Here is a 15,951-nt window from a genome sequence, read left to right as displayed (position 1 = left end):
AATCCCATGAACATGCCCCTGAACACCTCTGCCAACATCAGCGACCCCGTCGCCCAGGCCCGCTACAACATGATCGAGCAGCAGATCCGTCCGTGGAACGTGCTCGACTTCGACGTGCTGGAACTGCTGGCCGTGGTGCGCCGTGAACAGTTCGTGCCGCCGGCCTACAGCAGCATGGCGTTCATGGACATCGAAGTGCCCCTGCTGGGCAACGACGCCGAAGAGGCCGTGCGCCTGGGCCACAGCATGCTGCAGCCCCGTGTGGAAGCGCGCATCCTGCAGGACCTGCAGATCAAGCCGACCGACCGCGTGCTGGAGATTGGCACAGGTTCGGGCTACATGGCCGCCCTTCTGGCCCACCGCGCCGAGCGCGTGGTGTCGCTGGAAATCAACGCAGAGCTGGCCGAGATGGCCCGCGAGAACCTGCGCGATGCCGGTATCCAGAACGCCGACGTGCGCCAGGCCGACGGCGCCCGCGACCCCATCCCTGATGGCCCGTTCGATGTGATCGTGCTCAGCGGCTCCGTGGCCGAAGTGCCTGCCGCCCTGCTCTCGCAGCTGCGCGACGGCGGCCGCCTGGGCGCCATCGTGGGCAGCGAGCCCGTGATGCGCTTCACCCTGACGCGCCGCACCGGCGACCGTTTCGAGACCACGTCGCCCTGGGACACCATCGCGCCGCGCCTGGTCGGCTTCCCCGAGCCATCCGGCTTCACGTTCTGATTTTCAGCGTCTGATTTTTCCTTTCGGAGTTCTGCATGATCGACCACGTCCGCCCCGCCCAGCTGTCTGCCTGGTTCGCCTCGGCCCCCGAAGGCAGCCAGCCCGTGGTGCTGGACGTGCGCGAGCCCTGGGAGCTGCAAACCGCGAGCGTGCGCGCCGACGGTTTCGAGCTGGTCGCCATCCCCATGGGTGAGCTGACCGGACGCCTGGACGAACTCGACCCCGCGCGCCCCATTGCCTGCCTGTGCCACCACGGCGCCCGCAGCCTGCGCGTGGCGTCCTTTCTGGAGCACCACGGGTTCGAGCGCCTGGCCAACATCACGGGCGGCATCGACGTGTGGTCGCATGAGAACGACCCGGCCGTGCCCCGGTACTGAAGCCCGCTGCCGCCGCCCCGACGTTCCCAGCCTGTTCTTTCTGTCTCCCACCCTCCGATCCGCAGACTTCTCCGAAGGACTTTCATGACGACCCCGCTCCGGCCACATCCTTTGTCACCCCTGTCCCTGGCACTGGGGACCTTGCTGGCCACGGCCCTGTGTGCACCCGTGCACGCCCAGAGCCTGCTGGAAGTGGTGGAATCGGCCCGCACCTACGACACGGCCTGGCAGTCGGCCCGTGCGCAACTGGATGCAGCGGCGCGCCGTGCCGACCAAGCCCGTGCCGGCCTGCTGCCCACCGCCGGGTTGACAGCCGGCCTGAGCCGGGCCAATGTGGAACTGAGCCGACCTCCGGTCGAGAACACCGGCACGCAGCAGACCGTGGGCGTGCAGGCGTCGCAGCCCTTGTTCCGCCCCGCCAACCGCATCAACCTGGAGCAGAGCCAGCGCGGCATCGACGTGGCGCAGGCGCAGCTCGACGCCGCCACGCAGGACCTGCTGGTGCGCGTGAGCCAGGCGTACTTCGACGTGCTGGCTGCACAGGACACGCTGACCTTCGTGCAGGCGCAAAAAGCCGCCGTGTCCGAGCAGCTGGCATCGGCCAAGCGCAATTTCGAGGTGGGCACCACCACCGTCACCGATTCGCGCGAAGCCCAGGCCCGCTACGACCTGGTGATCGCGCAGGAGATCGCGGCCGAGAACGACCTGCGTGTGAAGCGCCTGGCGCTCGACCAGCTCGTCGGCATCACCGGTACGACCCCTAAGCCGCTCGCCCTGCCCGTGCCGCTGCCCACCGTGCAACCCGACAATGTGGCCCTGTGGGTGGACACCGCCCGCGACCAGCAGCCCGGCGTGCGCCAGGCAGTCATCGCGCTCGACATTGCGCGGCTGGAGACCAAGAAGGCCGAGACCGGCCACCTGCCCACGGTGGACCTGCAGGCGGGCTACAACGTCACGCGCAACCCCAACGGTACCGTCACATCCCCGGGCGTGAACAGCCGCACCAACAACGCCAGCGTGGGCGTGGCGTTGAATCTGCCCCTGTTTGCCGGCTTCTCGGTGCAAAACCGCATCCGTGAAACCCTGGCGCTGGAAGACAAGGCCGCCGCCGACCTCGAAACCACCCGCCGCAACGTGGCCCAGGCCACCCGCGCAGCGTTCTTCGGCGTGCAGTCCGGCCAGGGCCAGGTGCAAGCGCTCGAAGCGGCCGAAGCCTCCAGCCAGAGCGCGCTGGACGCCAACAAGCTCGGCTACCAGGTGGGTGTGCGCATCAACATCGACGTGCTGAACGCCCAAAGCCAGCTGTTCCAGACCAAGCGCGACCTGGCCCAGGCCCGCTACAACGTGCTGCTGGGCACACTGAAGCTGCGCCAGGCGGCCGGCACGCTGACGCAGCAGGATGTCGAGGCGATCAACGCGTTACTGGTCCGATAAGTCAAGCCGCCACGCGCTGCCCCGCCGAAGATCGTCTTCACGGGCAGGCACTGGCAGCAGCCGGCAGCGACAGCCACAGCGGTGGCGCGCACGGTCGTGTCAGCCGCCAGAGGCCATGGACCTGGCGGGCAACACGATGCCCAGCACGGCCTGCGCCGTGGCCAACGCCCCGCCCCGGTGGTCGTCGGCAAAGCGGCTGGCGCGGTAGCTGGCGCTCTTTTGCAGTTCGGGGTCGAGCGCCAGCGCAACTGCTTGTGCCACGCCGCCAGCCATGTCCGGCACCCGGCGGGCAGCACCTGCTGCGCAGGCCTGCTCCGCCGCTTGCGCAAAATTGAAGGTGTGCGGGCCCAGCACCACCGGGCAGCCGCAGGCGGCGGCTTCGATGAGGTTTTGCCCGCCCAGCGGCGCGTAGCTGCCGCCCAGCATCGCCACGTGGGCCAGGCCGTAGTACAGCGTCATTTCACCCAGCGAGTCTCCCAGCCACACGTCGGCGGCCGGGGGCGACCCTGCCCAGGTGCTGCGGCGGGACACGGTCAGGCCAGCGTGCAGCAACAACTGGTGCACCTCGTCAAAGCGCTGCGGGTGGCGCGGCACGATGAGCCACTGCACGCTGCGGGCGGTGGCATCACCATCGCCCGATGCTTCATTATTGATAGCGCCTTGCGCTTGCCCAGCCAGCGGTAGCGCCGTTTTTTGCTTGAAATTCTCCAGCCACATGGCTTCCTCGCCCTCGCGGCTGCTGGCCAGCATGACCACCGGGCGTGCAGCCTGGTCGCGCCAGGTGCGGCCTTGCGCCAGCAGGCGGGCGTCTGGCACCACGTCGAACTTCAGGTTGCCGAACACGCCGCGCACCTTGGCGCCGATGGCGCGCAGCCGACTGGCGTCGTCCTCGGTCTGGGCCCACACGGCCGACAGTCCGGCATAGGCGGGGCGCGCCAGCGGGGCCAGGCGCTGGGCATTGCGCAGCGACTTGGCGTTCAGCCGGGCATTGGCCAGTACCAGCGGCACGTTGCGCCGGCGGCAGCCCGCCACCAGGTTGGGCCAGACCTCGGTTTCCATGAGGATGCCGATGGCCGGGCGGAACTTGCGCAGAAAGCGCGCCACCGCGCCGGGCGTGTCCCAGGGCTGCCACACCTGCACGTCGCCGGGCAGCAGCAGCTTTTCGCCCTCGGCGCGGCCGGTGGCAGTGCCATGGGTGAGCAGCAGGCGCATGCCCGGCAGCTCCTGGCGCAGCGCGGCCAGCAGGATGGCGGCGGCGCGGGTTTCGCCCAGCGACACGGCGTGGATCCACACGAACCGGCCCAGCGGGTCGGAGCTGCTGTGGGGCATGAGGCTGTCGATGGGCGCCGGGTAGCGGCCAAACCGCTCGCCAATCGCGTGGCCGTAGCCGGGCTCGGCCTGGGCGCGGCGGCGCAGCTTGCGGCGCAGCAGGGGCTGTGCGCCCCAGGTGACCACCGAATAGAGGGCGCGGGCCGGGTTCATGCCGCGGCGAGGTGCAGGTCGACCGACACCACACCGCCGCTCCAGCCGCTGTCGCCGCGCGCCGCCCACACGATGCAGGGCACGTCGCCATCGGCCGCCACCACGCAGCGGCCACCCGCCTCCCAGAAGGCACTGCCGCCGGCGCTGACGTAGCCGCCAGACGGCCCGCTGTAGTTGGCCAGCAGCACGGCCATGCCGTGGTCGCGCGCATAGCCCTGCAGCAACTCGGATTCAGGGCCGTAGCCCTGGTGGCTGACCAGCGCTCCGGCGGCGTACAGCGTGGCACCGGCCGCGTGCGCGGCACGGGCATGCTCGGGGTGCGTGATGTCGGCGCACACCGCCATGCCCGTGGGCTCGCCCGCCAGCAGGTGCACCTGCGCGTCGTCGGTGCCCGGGCTGGCAAAGGACTCTTCGCTGGCATGCAGGTGGCGCTTGCGGTACAGCGCGGCGCTGCCGTCGCCATGGAGCACCCAGGCGCCGATGGCGGGCAGTGCGCCGTCCTGCACCGGCGCGGCGGGGCCGCCCACCACCAGGGCCATGCCATGGTCGCGCGCAGCCTGGCGCAGGGGCGCCAGCGCCGCGTGGTCGGCATGCAGCACGTTGGCGGCCAGCACGGACGGCTCGTAGCCGGTGAGCGAGAGCTCCGGGAACACCAGCACCTGCACCCCCTGGCTCGCCGCCACCCGCACATAGGCCAGGTGGGTCTGCACGTTGCGCGCCACATCTCCCGGGACGGAGGGCGACTGTGCGGCGGCAACGCGCAAGGGGGTCGAAAACTGTGGGTTCACGCAGGCAACTCGCTCAAAATCAACGGTGAAAGAAGGTGGCAACGACAGTCAAAGACAGGGCCAGGGCGCCCATCAATGGCTGGCAGCGCCCACATGGGCGTCGGGCTTGACCTTGTGCAGCAGCGCCAGCATGGCCGCCTCGATGCGCGCCAGCGCCTCGGGGGTGTGGCCTTCGAAGCGCAGCACCAGCACCGGCGTGGTGTTGCTGGCGCGGATCAGGCCGAAGCCGTCCGGCCAGTCGACCCGCAGGCCGTCGATCGTGCTCACGGTGGCGGGCGCCGAGAAGGTGCCGGCGGCCAGGCCCTGCAGCTCGGCCGTCAGGCGGTGCGGCTCGCCCTCGGCGCACGAGACATTGAGCTCGGGGGTGGAGAAGCTGGTGGGCAAGGCGTTGAGCACGGCGCTCGGGTCTTGCGACCGGCTCAGAATCTCCAGCAGGCGGCAGCCCGCGTAGGTGCCGTCGTCGAAGCCGTACCAGCGCTCCTTGAAGAAGATGTGGCCGCTCATCTCGCCGCCCAGCGGAGAATTCGTCTCCTTCATGCGGGCCTTGATGAGCGAGTGGCCGGTCTTGAACATCACCGGCACGCCGCCGGCCGCCGCAATGGCGGGCGCCAGGCGCTGGGTGCACTTCACGTCGAAGATGATCTCGCCGCCGGGTACGCGCGAGAGCACGTCCTGGGCGAACAGCATCATCTGGCGGTCGGGGAAGATGTTGGTGCCGTCCTTGGTCACGATGCCCAGTCGGTCGCCGTCGCCGTCGAAGGCCAGGCCCAGTTCGGCGTCGCTGGTCTTCAGGGCCTCGATCAGGTCGCGCAGGTTCTCGGGCTTGCTGGGGTCTGGGTGGTGGTTGGGGAAGTTGCCGTCCACCTCGGAGAACAGCTCGACCACCTCGCAGCCCAGCGCACGGAAGATGCCGGGGGCCGATGCACCGGCGATGCCGTTGCCGCAGTCCACCACCACCTTGAGCGGGCGGGCGAGTCGGATGTCGCCCACGATGCGCTCGGTGTACGCCGGCAGCACGTCCACATGCCGCACCGAGCCGCCGGCCTGCAGCTGCCAGCTTTCCTGCTCCATGGTGCGGCGCAGGCCCTGGATCTCTTCGCCATAGATGGCGCGGCCGTTGAGCACCATCTTGAAGCCGTTGTAGTCCTTGGGGTTGTGGCTGCCCGTGACCTGGATGCCGCTGTGGCACAGCGTGCTGGCCGCAAAATACAGCATGGGCGTGGTCACCAGGCCCACATCGATCACCTCGATGCCCGCTTCCACCAGCCCCTGAATCAGCGCCGCCGACATGGCCGGGCCCGACAGGCGCCCGTCGCGGCCCACGGCCACCGTGGCCTGGCCTTCGGCGCGGGCGGCGGTGCCAAAGGCCCGTCCCAGGCCCAGGGCCACGTCTTCATTCAGAGTGGACGGCACGATGCCGCGGATGTCATAGGCTTTGAAAATGGCGGGCGTGGGTTGCACGTAGGGGCCTTTCGCGAAGGGATGAGAGGGAGTCCGACACATTGTAGGCGGGGCATTCCGTGCCCCAGGGCAATCACCCCGCGGCCCGAAAACCGCCCAGGGAGGCACATGTCCGAAAACGGCCAGTGCGCACGCGCCCACTGCCTATGATCGGGCCCATGACCTCCCCTGCCCCGCCCTCTGCCGCCGCTGCCGATACCGCCCCGGATGACGGCCGCTACCTGGCAGTGATGGCGCGGGATGCGCGTTTCGACGGGCATTTCTTCACCGGCGTGACCTCCACCGGCATCTACTGCCGCCCGGTGTGCGCGGTGCGCACGCCGCGGCGCGAGAACTGCCGCTTTTTCGCCCTGGCCGCCCAGGCGGAACACGCGGGCTTTCGCCCGTGCCTGCGCTGCCGGCCCGAGCTGGCGCCCCAGGCCCTGGTGTGGTCGGTGCAGGATGCGAGCAGCATCCTGGTGCAGCAGGCGGTGCGGCTGCTGGATGCTCCGGACCTCTGGCCTGCCCAACCCGCAACCACCACCCAGGCCGACAGCGGCGCCACGGTGGCCCGCATGGCCGAGCGGCTGGGCGTGAGCGACCGGCACCTGCGCCGCATCTTTGAGGCCGCCCTGGGCGTGTCGCCCCTGCAGTACCTGCAGACACGCCGCCTGCTGACCGCCAAGCAGCTGCTCACCGACACCTGCATGCCCGTGACCCAGGTGGCGCTGGCCAGCGGCTTTGCCAGCGTGCGCCGCTTCAACGCGGCCTTTGTGGGGCACTACGGGCTCAACCCCACCCAGCTGCGGCGCAGCGGCGCACCGGCCAGCAAGGGAGGCACAACCGGGTCACGCGACACCGGCAGCACACTGCGCCTGGCCTGGCGCCCGCCGTTCGATGTGGGCGCGCTGCTGGCGTTCTTCGAGCGGCGGCAGTTCCACGGCGTCGAATGGGTGCTGCCGCACGAGGCCACGCTGCGGCGCACCGTGCGGCTGCCGGCCGCCTGCACCGGCATGGCGCAGGAGGCCACCGGCTGGTTCAGCGCACGCTTCGACGTGGCCCGCCACCAGGTGCTGCTGCAGACCAGCGACAGCCTGTACCCGGTGCTGCCGCTCGTCATCCGCCGCGTGCGCGCCATGCTGGACCTGGACGCAGACCCCGCCGCCATCAACGCCGTGCTTCACCCGTACTTCCCGGACGGAGACGGCCTGCGCGTGCCCGGCGCGTTCGACGGCTTCGAGCTGGCGGTGCGCGCGGTGCTGGGCCAGCAGATCACCGTGGCCGCGGCGCGCACGCTGGGGCAGCGCCTGGTGGAGCGGCTGGGCGAGCCCATCGACACCCCCTGGCCTGCGCTCAACCGGCTGTTCCCCACCGCAGCCACGCTCGCCATGGCCGATGGCGACACCCTGGGCCAACTGGGCATCGTGCGCCAGCGGCAGGCCGCCATCGTGGCGCTGGCCCGCGCGGTGGACGGCGGGAGCCTGGCGCTGCAGGCGGGCGCCGACGTGGCCGCTACCACCGCCGCGCTGTGCGCCCTGCCCGGCATCGGCGACTGGACCGCGCAGTACATCGCCATGCGCGTGCTGCGCTGGCCCGATGCCTTTCCGGCGGGCGACGTGGCCCTGCACAAGGCGCTGCAGGTGCAGGGCGAGAAGAACCCGGCCCGCGCGGCGACGGAGGCCTCACAGGCGTGGCGCCCCTGGCGCAGCTATGCGGTGCTGCGGGCCTGGTCGGCAGGCACCACCGCGCAGATGCCGCAACCCGTGGCTGGCGCCCCCATCGAAACGCTACCAAAACAATAGCTGCTGCCGCTCATCTGGCAAGCGGTAGCGGCCTATTTTCTTCAGAACTTATCGGATCAACCCCATGCTCTTTCATCCCCACACCGTGCAGGCACGTGCCAGCACAGCGCTCGGGCCGGTGCGCCTGGCCGCGTCGCCCGCGGGCCTGTGCGGCGTCTGGTTCGAGGGCCAGCGGCACGAGCCCGTCCACCTGCTGCACGGCGATCGCGCCTGGGCCGAGGCGGCCGGCCACACCCTGCTGCAAGAGGCCGCAGGCCAGCTGCAGCAGTACCTGCGGGGCGAGCGGCATGGTTTCGATGTGCCGCTGGACCTGTCGGGCGGCACGGCGTTTCAGCAGGACGTATGGCGCGCGCTGCTGGCCATCGGCCGCGGTGGCACCACCAGCTATGGGCGCCTCGGCCAGCAACTGGGCCGGCCGCTGGCGGTGCGCGCCGTGGGCGCGGCCGTGGGGCGCAATCCGGTCAGCGTGATCGTGCCGTGCCACCGCGTGCTCGGTGCAGACGGCAGCCTGACCGGTTACGCTGGAGGGCTGGACCGCAAAACGGCCCTGCTGGCGCTGGAACATGCGCCGCACCGGCACGACCACCCGCAGCCACCGCACCTGCGGCAGCAGCCTTGGCTGCCGGACGACCACGACATTCAAACCCTGAAAGAGCACGCATGAACAGCCCGGGAACCCAACCCGTCACCGCCTGGATCGGCGAATTCACTCTGCTGGCGGCGCTGTGGGGATCATCCTTCCTCTTCATGCGCCTGGGCGCCTCGGAGTTCGGCCCGCTGCCCACCGCCGGGCTGCGCGTGGCGCTGGCCACGGTGTTCCTGTGGCCCATCATGCTGCGCCAGGGCCACTGGCCCGCCTTCCGCCAGCACTGGCGGCCCATCATGTTCGCGGGCGTCATCAACTCGGCGATCCCGTTCGCGCTGTTCTCCTGGGCGGTGCTGCACATCGCCACCGGGCTGTCGTCCATCCTGAACGCCACGGTGCCGCTCTTCGGCGCGTTGATCGCCTGGGCCTGGCTGGGTGACCGCATCAACCGGCTGCGATGGGCGGGCCTGGCGCTCGGCTTCGTGGGCGTTGCGCTGCTGGCCTGGCGCGCGCCGGCGGGCACGGGCTTCAAGACCGACAGCGCTGAATGGGCCATTGCCGCCTGCCTGCTGGCGTCGTGCTTCTATGGGGTGTCGGCCAGCTTCGCGCGGCGCCACCTCACCGGCATTCCGCCGCTGGCCACGGCCACCGGCAGCCAGCTGGGCGCGGCGCTGGGCCTGGCGCTGCCCACGCTCTGGCTGTGGCCGGCGCAAATGCCGGGCCTGCGCGCCTGGGGCGCCATCGTGGCCATGGCGGTGCTGTGCACCGGCATTGCGTACATCCTGTACTTCCGCCTCATCGCGAGTGCAGGCCCCAGCCGCGCGCTGGCGGTGACCTTCATCGCACCGGTGTTTGCCGTGCTGTACGGCTCCGTCCTCCTGGGCGAGCGCATCACGCCGTGGATGGTGGGCTGCGCGCTGGTGATCGTTTGCGGCACGCTGCTGTCAACGGGGCTTATCAGGACGCTGCGCCCCGGGCGCGCCCAGCCGGAACAGCCATAAACTCGGGGAATGGTTTTTCCCCTGGGCTGCTGCGACCGGATGCTTGTGCTTGACGACAGCACAGGATGCGGTGCCGGCGCAGTTTGCGCCCGGCCCAAGGCGCTGACAGCCGTCACGGCCATCAGCCCCTGGCAGGTCTGCCACCGCTTCGCACACCGCCATGGGTAACAACACCCTGATGGCGGGCACGGTGCTGATGCTGCTCCTGCTGGTGCTGGAGTGGCTTCCGCCGCACGAAGCGCTGCGCCCGTCCCGGCGCACGCGCTGGCTGCTGGGCGCCGCAGGCGGCCTGGTGTCGGCGACAGCTTTCACCGCCCTGCACTGGAACGCGCCCGAGCTGGGCATCGTGGCCTACCCCACCGTCGTCGCGTTCATCGGCCTGTATTTCGGCGGACTGCCGGCGGCCGTCACCGCCCTGGCTGCGCTGCTGGCCGTGGTGTTCATGGCCCCGTCCGCCACGCCCCCCGCCGTGATGGTGCTGGGGGCCACCTGGCTGCTGGCCTGGCTGTGGCGGCGCGCATCGCGGCGTCTGCCTTTGCGGTCTGCAGCGTGGATCGCCCTCGCGGGCCTGACGGTGACCCTGCCGCTGACCGTGTCGGCCTGCCTGTGGCTGGCCAACCAGGTGCCCGGCACCCTGGGACCCTGGCCCACCACGCTGCCCTGGCACCACGGCGCAGGCTTTTTGATGCTGGGCGTGGGCCGCCTGCTGCTGGCCGGCAAGGCCCGCGCAGAGATGGCGCGCACCAGCACCCAGGAGGCGCTGGTGCAGCGCGAGCAGCAACTGCAACTGGCCATGGACGCACTGGGCGGTGGCCGGTGGGAATGGGATGTGGTCGAGCGCCAGTTCCGCTGCCACGGCAAGTTCTACGAGGCCTTCGGCGTGAGCTGCGAAGAGGCCGATGCGAAAGGCCTGTGGGAGCGCTGGTACGGGCGCCGCCACCCGCTGGACGCCGAGCGCAATGCCGCCCGGCTCGAGCGCGCCATGGACGGGCTGGACGAAACCTACGAAGCCGAGTTCCGCGTGCTGGACACCGATGGCCGCTGGCGCTGGCTGATGTCGCGCGGCACCGTGGCCCGGCGCGACGCCCAGGGCCGACCCACCGCCCTCATCGGCATGGACGTGGACATCACCGCCCACCGCGAGGTGGAAGATGCGCTGCGCTCGTCCGAGGCCAAGTACACGACCTTCTACCAGACGCTGCCCGACCCGGCGGGCATCTCGCGCATCTCGGACGGGCGCTACATCGACGTGAACCCGGCCTTTTGCGAGGTGCTGGGCCGCCCGCGCGAGGAGGTGATCGGCCGCACGTCCACCGAGCTCGACATCTGGGCGTCGGAGCAGGAACGCGCCCGGCTGGTCGAGACCTTCCGGCGCGATGGCCGGGTGGACCGCCTGCCGCTGGTGGCGCAGGGCCGGGGTGTGCGCATCCCGGGCCTCATGTCGGCACGCTCCGTGCTTGTGGATGGCGAGAACTGCTTTGTTTTCATCTTCCACGACATGACCGAAGCCCATCGCACCAGCGACGAGCTGCGGGCCCTCAACAGCCTGCTGCAGCAGGCCGGCCGCATGGCGCGCCTGGGCGCCTGGGAGGACGAACGCGGGCGCGGCCTGGTGTACTGGTCGGACGTGTGCTTCGACATCCACGGCCTGCCCCCGGGCTCGCCGCTGCCCCACGACTACATCGACCGCCTGGTGGCACCGGACTACCGCGAGCCATTGCGCGAGCGCATCCGCCAGAGCATCCGCGAACGCACCGAGTGGAGCATGGAGATGGAGGTGCTGCACGCCGATGGGCGCCAGGTGTGGGTGCGCGCACGGGGCGAGCCCGTGGTCGACAACGGCCGCGTCACCCGCGTGCGTGGCGTGATGCAGGACATCGACGAGGCCAAGCGCTCGGACCAGCGCCTGCGCCATTCCGAGGAACGGTTCTCGCGCATCTTTCACCTCATGCCCTTCCCCATGGGCCTGTCACACCGCAACGACGGGCGGTATGTGGACATCAACCCCGCGTGGGTGGAACTGCTGGGCATACCGCGCGAGCAGGCGATTGGCCGCACCGCCATCGAACTGGGCATCTTCACCGAGGAAGACCGCGCGCGCCTGCTGGAGGCCGAGGGCGGCACGGGGCACCTGGGCAGCTACGAAATCACGCTGAACGTGCGCGGCGGACCGCCCCGCACGGTGCTGCAGTCCATGCGCGCCACCCAGTTCGACGGGGAGCCCTGCTGGCTGTTCTCGGTGCACGACATCACCGACCGCAAGAGAAGCGAAGAGCAGGTGCGCGAACGCGAAGAACTGCTCTCGCTCACCATCTCGGCCGCGTCGCTGGGCCTGTGGGACTGGAACCTGCAGACCGGCGCCGTGAGCGGCGATACCCGCTGGCGCACCATGCGCGGGCTGTCACCGCTCGAATCCCCCGAAGCGGCGCCCGCGACCATCCAGTGGACGAGCGGCATCGCCCCCGACGACATCGACCGCATCACGGCCGAGATGGCGCGCCACATCTCCCATCCCGGCACTCCGTTCGACGCCACCTGGCGGGTGAACCAGGCCGGAGACGCCGTGCGCTGGGTGCGCAGCCTGGGCAAGATCGTCGGCGCCGACGCGCATGGCCGCGCCCAACGCATGCTGGGCGTGGCCATCGATGTGACCCCCCAGCGCGAGCAGGAGGTCCTGCTGCAGCGGCTGGCACTGTTCGACGCACTCACCGGCCTGCCCAACCGCGTGCTGCTGGCGCGCAAGCTTCAGGACTCCATGGCGCAGGCGCGCAAGCGCGGCACTCCGCTGGGGGTGGCCTACCTGGACCTGGACGGCTTCAAGCCCGTGAACGACCGCCTGGGCCATGGCGCTGGCGACCGCCTGCTGGTGGTGGTGGCCGGCCGGCTGACCCGCGCCCTGCGCCCGCTCGACACCGTGGCCCGCCTGGGCGGCGACGAGTTCGTGATCCTGCTGCCCGAGCTGGAATCCGTGCACGACTGCGAGCGCATGCTGCACCGGGTGATGGAGAGCATCTCGGCCCCCTACACGCTGGACACCGAGCGCGTGGTCGTAACGGCCAGCATCGGCTACACCGTGTTCCCGCAGGACGATGCCGACGCAGACACCCTGCTGCGCCATGCCGACCAGGCCATGTACGCCGCCAAGCAGGCCGGGCGCAACCGATTCCACCAGTTCGACGCGGCCCAGGAGCGCGCGCTGCAGCTGCTGCGCGAACAGGGGCGCCACCTGCAAGGCGCGCTGGCGGACGCCCAGTTCACGCTGTACCTGCAGCCCAAGGTCGACATGAAAAGCGGCACCGTGGTGGGTGCCGAAGCGCTCACCCGGTGGCAGCACCCCCAACGCGGCGTGGTCTCGCCCGGCGAGTTCCTGCCCATGCTGGAAGGCACCGAGCTTGAGATCGGCTTTGGGGAATGGGTCATCGAAGCGGCCTTCCAAGTGCTCGAACAGATGCAGGCCCGCAAGAACCCGCCAGGCCTGCCCATCAGCGTGAACATCGCCGCACAGCACCTGCAGCACCCGCGGTTTGCGGAATGGATGGCCGAATGCCTGGAGCGCCACCCCAGCGTGCCCGGCCGCCTGGTCGAGATCGAAATCACCGAAAGCGCCGCGCTGTACGACCTGGCCGCAGTGGCGCACACCCTGCACGCAGTGCGCGCCCTGGGGATGGCAGTGTCGCTCGACGACTTCGGCACCGGCTACTCGTCCCTCACCTACCTGCGCCGCCTGCCCATGGACACGCTCAAGATCGACCAGAGCTTCGTGCACGGCATGATGGGCGACCCCGGCGACCTGGCCATCGTGCAAGGCGTGATCGGCCTGGCCCGCTCCTTCGGCTACCGCGTGATCGCCGAAGGCGTGGAAACCGTCGAGCAGGGACAGATGCTGCTGCAGCTGGGCTGCACGCAGGCCCAGGGGTATTGCATTGCCCGGCCGATGCCGCTCGGGGACTTTCTCAGCTGGTCATCGGAGTGGCAGCCGCCGCCGGGGTGGCAGCGGCAGGCCCACGGCGCATTGCGGTAGAAAGCCCGCTAGCGCGCGCCTGGCAGGCGCAGCAAGCTATCAAATAAGAAGCAAATCGTCTTTTCGCAGTGTCGAGGCACGCCGCGCCGCGTGGCAACCGGGCGTCGCGCCTGCGGTGCCTCTGCCTCAGCTTCGGGCCGCTGTGTCCAGCCAGGCTTGCAGGCGCTGCACACCGGCGTCCAGACGTGCCGTGTCCTTGGACGCAAAACACCAGCGCAGCCAACCCTGGGCTTCGGGCGCGAAGGCATTGCCCGGCGCCAGACCCAGGCCAGCCTCGCTGACCAGCCGCTGCGCCACGGCCAGCGAATCATCAAACCCGTGCAGGCGGAAAAACGCGTACATCCCGCCCAGCGGGCTCGCCACCTCCACCTGGGGCACCGCCGCCAGCCGGGGCAGCAGCGTGTCGCGGCAGCGGCGCATGTGGGCCACCAGGGGCGGCGTGATCTCGCCCGCGTGCTCCAGTGCCGCCAAGCCCGCGCGCTGGGTGAACACGCTGGAGCAGGAGGTGTTGAACTCGATCAGCTTGCCCACGGCATCCACCAGCGCAGGTGGCAGCACCAGCCAGCCCAGGCGCCAGCCGGTCATGAGGAAGCTTTTGGAAAAGCTCTGCACCACGATGAGCCGGTCTTCGGCGTCAGAAATGTCCAGAAAGCTCGGCGCGCAGCCGTTGGGTGTCGCACCGTAGTACAGGCGCTCGTAGACCTCGTCGGCCAGGATCCAGGTGCCGGTGCGGCGGCAGTGCTCCAGGATGGCCTGCTGCTCCGCCCGCGTGAGGGTCCAGCCCGTGGGGTTGTTGGGCGCGTTGACGATGAGGAGGCGCGTGGCGGGGGTAATGGCGTCGAGCAGCGCCTGCAGATCCAGCGTCCACGCCCCGCCTTCGGCCCGCAGCGGCACGCAGTGCACACGCGCACCCAGCACGGCGGGCTGGGCCGTGAGGTTGGGCCACACGGGCGTGACGGCCACCACATCGTCGCCCGCATCGAGCAATGCCTGCATCGCGATCATCAGCGCGCTGACTCCGCCCGAGGTCACTGCGATACGGTCTGCGCTGATGGGGCCATGCAGGGCGCTGGCGTAGCTGGCGATGGCCTGGCGCAGATCGGGCAGGCCGAGGTTGTGGGAGTAGAAGGTTTCGCCGCGTTGCAGGGATTCGATGGCGGCCTGGCGGATGGGCTCGGGGGTGATTTCGTCGCTCTCGCCGAACCAGAAGGCCAGGACATCGGCGCGGCCCATGCCGGCGTTGGCGACTTCGCGGATTTTGGAGGCTTCTAGGTTTTCTACGGCTAGGCGCATGGGAGGGGTCCTTGGGCGGTCTGGGGGAAGGAGGATGGTTGAGCATAGCTGCAGGTGCGATGGCAATGGCACTCGGGCGCCTGCCGAGCCCAACCGTTCAGGTTGAGTTTGCCGAAACCTGGGCGCATCGGCCCATGGCCGTTCGGGTTGAGCTTGTCGAAACCTGGGCGCTGCTCGCAGGCTCGCTGATGGGCAGCATGCCTTTGTTGAGGGCGGAGGCCGGGAGTCGCCCGGCGTGCGAGTAACTTTCTTTCGCGTCGCCGAAAGAAAGTCACCAAAGAAAGGGCGACCCTACAGCCTGCGTCCCCACTCGCCCTGCGGGCGAGTGGGGCAACCTGCGGTGCTCGGTCGTGGGGTGCGCTGCGGAACTCGCTGCGCGCTGCCGCGCTACGCTCAAACATCCGCAGCGAGTCAGTTCACGATGCGTGTGTCCTTCGGCACACGCTCACCCCACGCCCTGCGCTCCTCGGCGCATCCTGAAGGGATGGGGGAGAGGACATCCACACGGGCCATCGCGTTGCTCGGCCCCGAACGCGCAGGCGCTTCGCGCCGCGACCGCGAGGCCGAGCGCAGCGATGGCCCGTGTGGATGTTTGGATGTTCGGCTGCCCCACCCCCTGCTGGCTGCGCCTGCGGCGGGGCGGTTGCGGGGTGAGCATGGGCGTCGGAGCGCCCATGCGTCGTGCTCTAGCTCGCCGTGGTTGTCTGAACGTAGCGCGCAGCGCGCAGTGAGTTCTGCGGCGCACGCCGCAACCGCCCCGACGCAGGTTTGCCCCGTAGCGCAGCGAAGGGGTCGCAGACTGGGGGTCGCCTTTCTTTTGGGTACTTTTCTTTGGCGAAGCAAAGAACAAGTACCTCGCCCGCCGGGGCGAACTCCCGGCCTCCGACCTCCACACAGGCACACCTCTCAAACCAGCGAGCTCGCGAGCAGCGCCCCGGTTTCGACAAGCTCAACCCGAACGGACAGAGGGCGACTTATAGGCACAGGCTTCACCAAGCTCAGCCCGA

At 69.9% G+C, this 15,951-nt stretch carries 11 protein-coding genes; 7 read left to right on the top strand and 4 right to left on the bottom strand.

Annotated features, from left to right (window positions below):
• Nucleotides 1–6: 6 nt before the first annotated feature.
• The 3 genes from ACSQ3D_RS09260 to ACSQ3D_RS09250 all read left to right on the top strand — a co-directional run bounded on the left by ACSQ3D_RS09260 (nucleotide 7) and on the right by ACSQ3D_RS09250 (nucleotide 2,531).
• Nucleotides 7–720 (top strand): protein-L-isoaspartate O-methyltransferase family protein, encoded by a 714-nt coding sequence (locus ACSQ3D_RS09260; protein WP_056166378.1) that lies wholly within the window; start codon nucleotides 7–9, stop codon nucleotides 718–720.
• 35 nt (nucleotides 721–755) lie between these two features.
• Complete coding sequence (locus ACSQ3D_RS09255; RefSeq protein ID WP_396507087.1) at nucleotides 756–1,097, top strand: rhodanese-like domain-containing protein; 342 nt, start codon at nucleotides 756–758, stop codon at nucleotides 1,095–1,097.
• A gap of 84 nt (nucleotides 1,098–1,181) precedes the next feature.
• A complete protein-coding gene (locus ACSQ3D_RS09250) occupies nucleotides 1,182–2,531 on the top strand; it encodes a TolC family outer membrane protein (protein ID WP_396507085.1) in 1,350 nt (449 codons plus the stop codon).
• Nucleotides 2,532–2,630: 99 nt separating this feature from the next.
• On the opposite strand, the gene ACSQ3D_RS09245 is transcribed toward ACSQ3D_RS09250, so the two are convergent.
• From ACSQ3D_RS09245 to ACSQ3D_RS09235, 3 genes are all read right to left on the bottom strand, one after another.
• Nucleotides 2,631–4,013 carry a 3-deoxy-D-manno-octulosonic acid transferase gene (locus tag ACSQ3D_RS09245; protein WP_396507083.1) on the bottom strand — a complete coding sequence of 461 codons (1,383 nt, stop codon included), beginning with the start codon at nucleotides 4,011–4,013 and terminating at the stop codon, nucleotides 2,631–2,633.
• Entirely contained in the window at nucleotides 4,010–4,801 is a 792-nt protein-coding gene (locus tag ACSQ3D_RS09240) for a carbon-nitrogen hydrolase family protein (protein WP_082486135.1), read from the bottom strand. The genes ACSQ3D_RS09245 and ACSQ3D_RS09240 overlap by 4 nt, the downstream gene beginning before the upstream one ends.
• Before the next feature lie 72 nt (nucleotides 4,802–4,873).
• On the bottom strand, nucleotides 4,874–6,262 hold the full coding sequence (locus ACSQ3D_RS09235; RefSeq protein WP_396507081.1) for a phosphomannomutase/phosphoglucomutase: 1,389 nt from the start codon (nucleotides 6,260–6,262) through the stop codon (nucleotides 4,874–4,876).
• Nucleotides 6,263–6,420: 158 nt separating this feature from the next.
• On the opposite strand from ACSQ3D_RS09235, the gene ACSQ3D_RS09230 reads away from it, so the two are divergent.
• From ACSQ3D_RS09230 to ACSQ3D_RS09215, 4 genes are all read left to right on the top strand, one after another.
• Nucleotides 6,421–8,043, top strand: coding sequence for a DNA-3-methyladenine glycosylase 2 family protein (locus tag ACSQ3D_RS09230; protein WP_436126655.1), 1,623 nt, complete (start codon nucleotides 6,421–6,423; stop codon nucleotides 8,041–8,043).
• 64 nt (nucleotides 8,044–8,107) lie between these two features.
• Entirely contained in the window at nucleotides 8,108–8,707 is a 600-nt protein-coding gene (locus ACSQ3D_RS09225) for a methylated-DNA--[protein]-cysteine S-methyltransferase (RefSeq protein WP_436126654.1), read from the top strand.
• Nucleotides 8,704–9,630, top strand: a complete 927-nt coding sequence (locus tag ACSQ3D_RS09220; RefSeq protein ID WP_436126653.1) for a DMT family transporter — start codon at nucleotides 8,704–8,706, stop codon at nucleotides 9,628–9,630. The genes ACSQ3D_RS09225 and ACSQ3D_RS09220 overlap by 4 nt, the downstream gene beginning before the upstream one ends.
• Before the next feature lie 160 nt (nucleotides 9,631–9,790).
• On the top strand, nucleotides 9,791–13,651 hold the full coding sequence (locus ACSQ3D_RS09215) for a sensor domain-containing protein (RefSeq protein WP_436126652.1): 3,861 nt from the start codon (nucleotides 9,791–9,793) through the stop codon (nucleotides 13,649–13,651).
• 126 nt (nucleotides 13,652–13,777) lie between these two features.
• Here ACSQ3D_RS09215 and ACSQ3D_RS09210 read toward each other — a convergent pair whose 3' ends face one another.
• Nucleotides 13,778–14,944: a pyridoxal phosphate-dependent aminotransferase gene (locus ACSQ3D_RS09210; protein ID WP_436126651.1), complete on the bottom strand. Its 1,167-nt coding sequence runs from the start codon at nucleotides 14,942–14,944 to the stop codon at nucleotides 13,778–13,780.
• Nucleotides 14,945–15,951 lie beyond the last annotated feature (1,007 nt).

Origin of the sequence: Acidovorax sp. LjRoot117, assembly GCF_964252695.1 — a bacterium.
In the GTDB taxonomy this organism is placed as follows: Bacteria; Pseudomonadota; Gammaproteobacteria; order Burkholderiales; family Burkholderiaceae_C; genus Acidovorax.
This window is presented reverse-complemented; position numbering and strand designations above follow the sequence as displayed.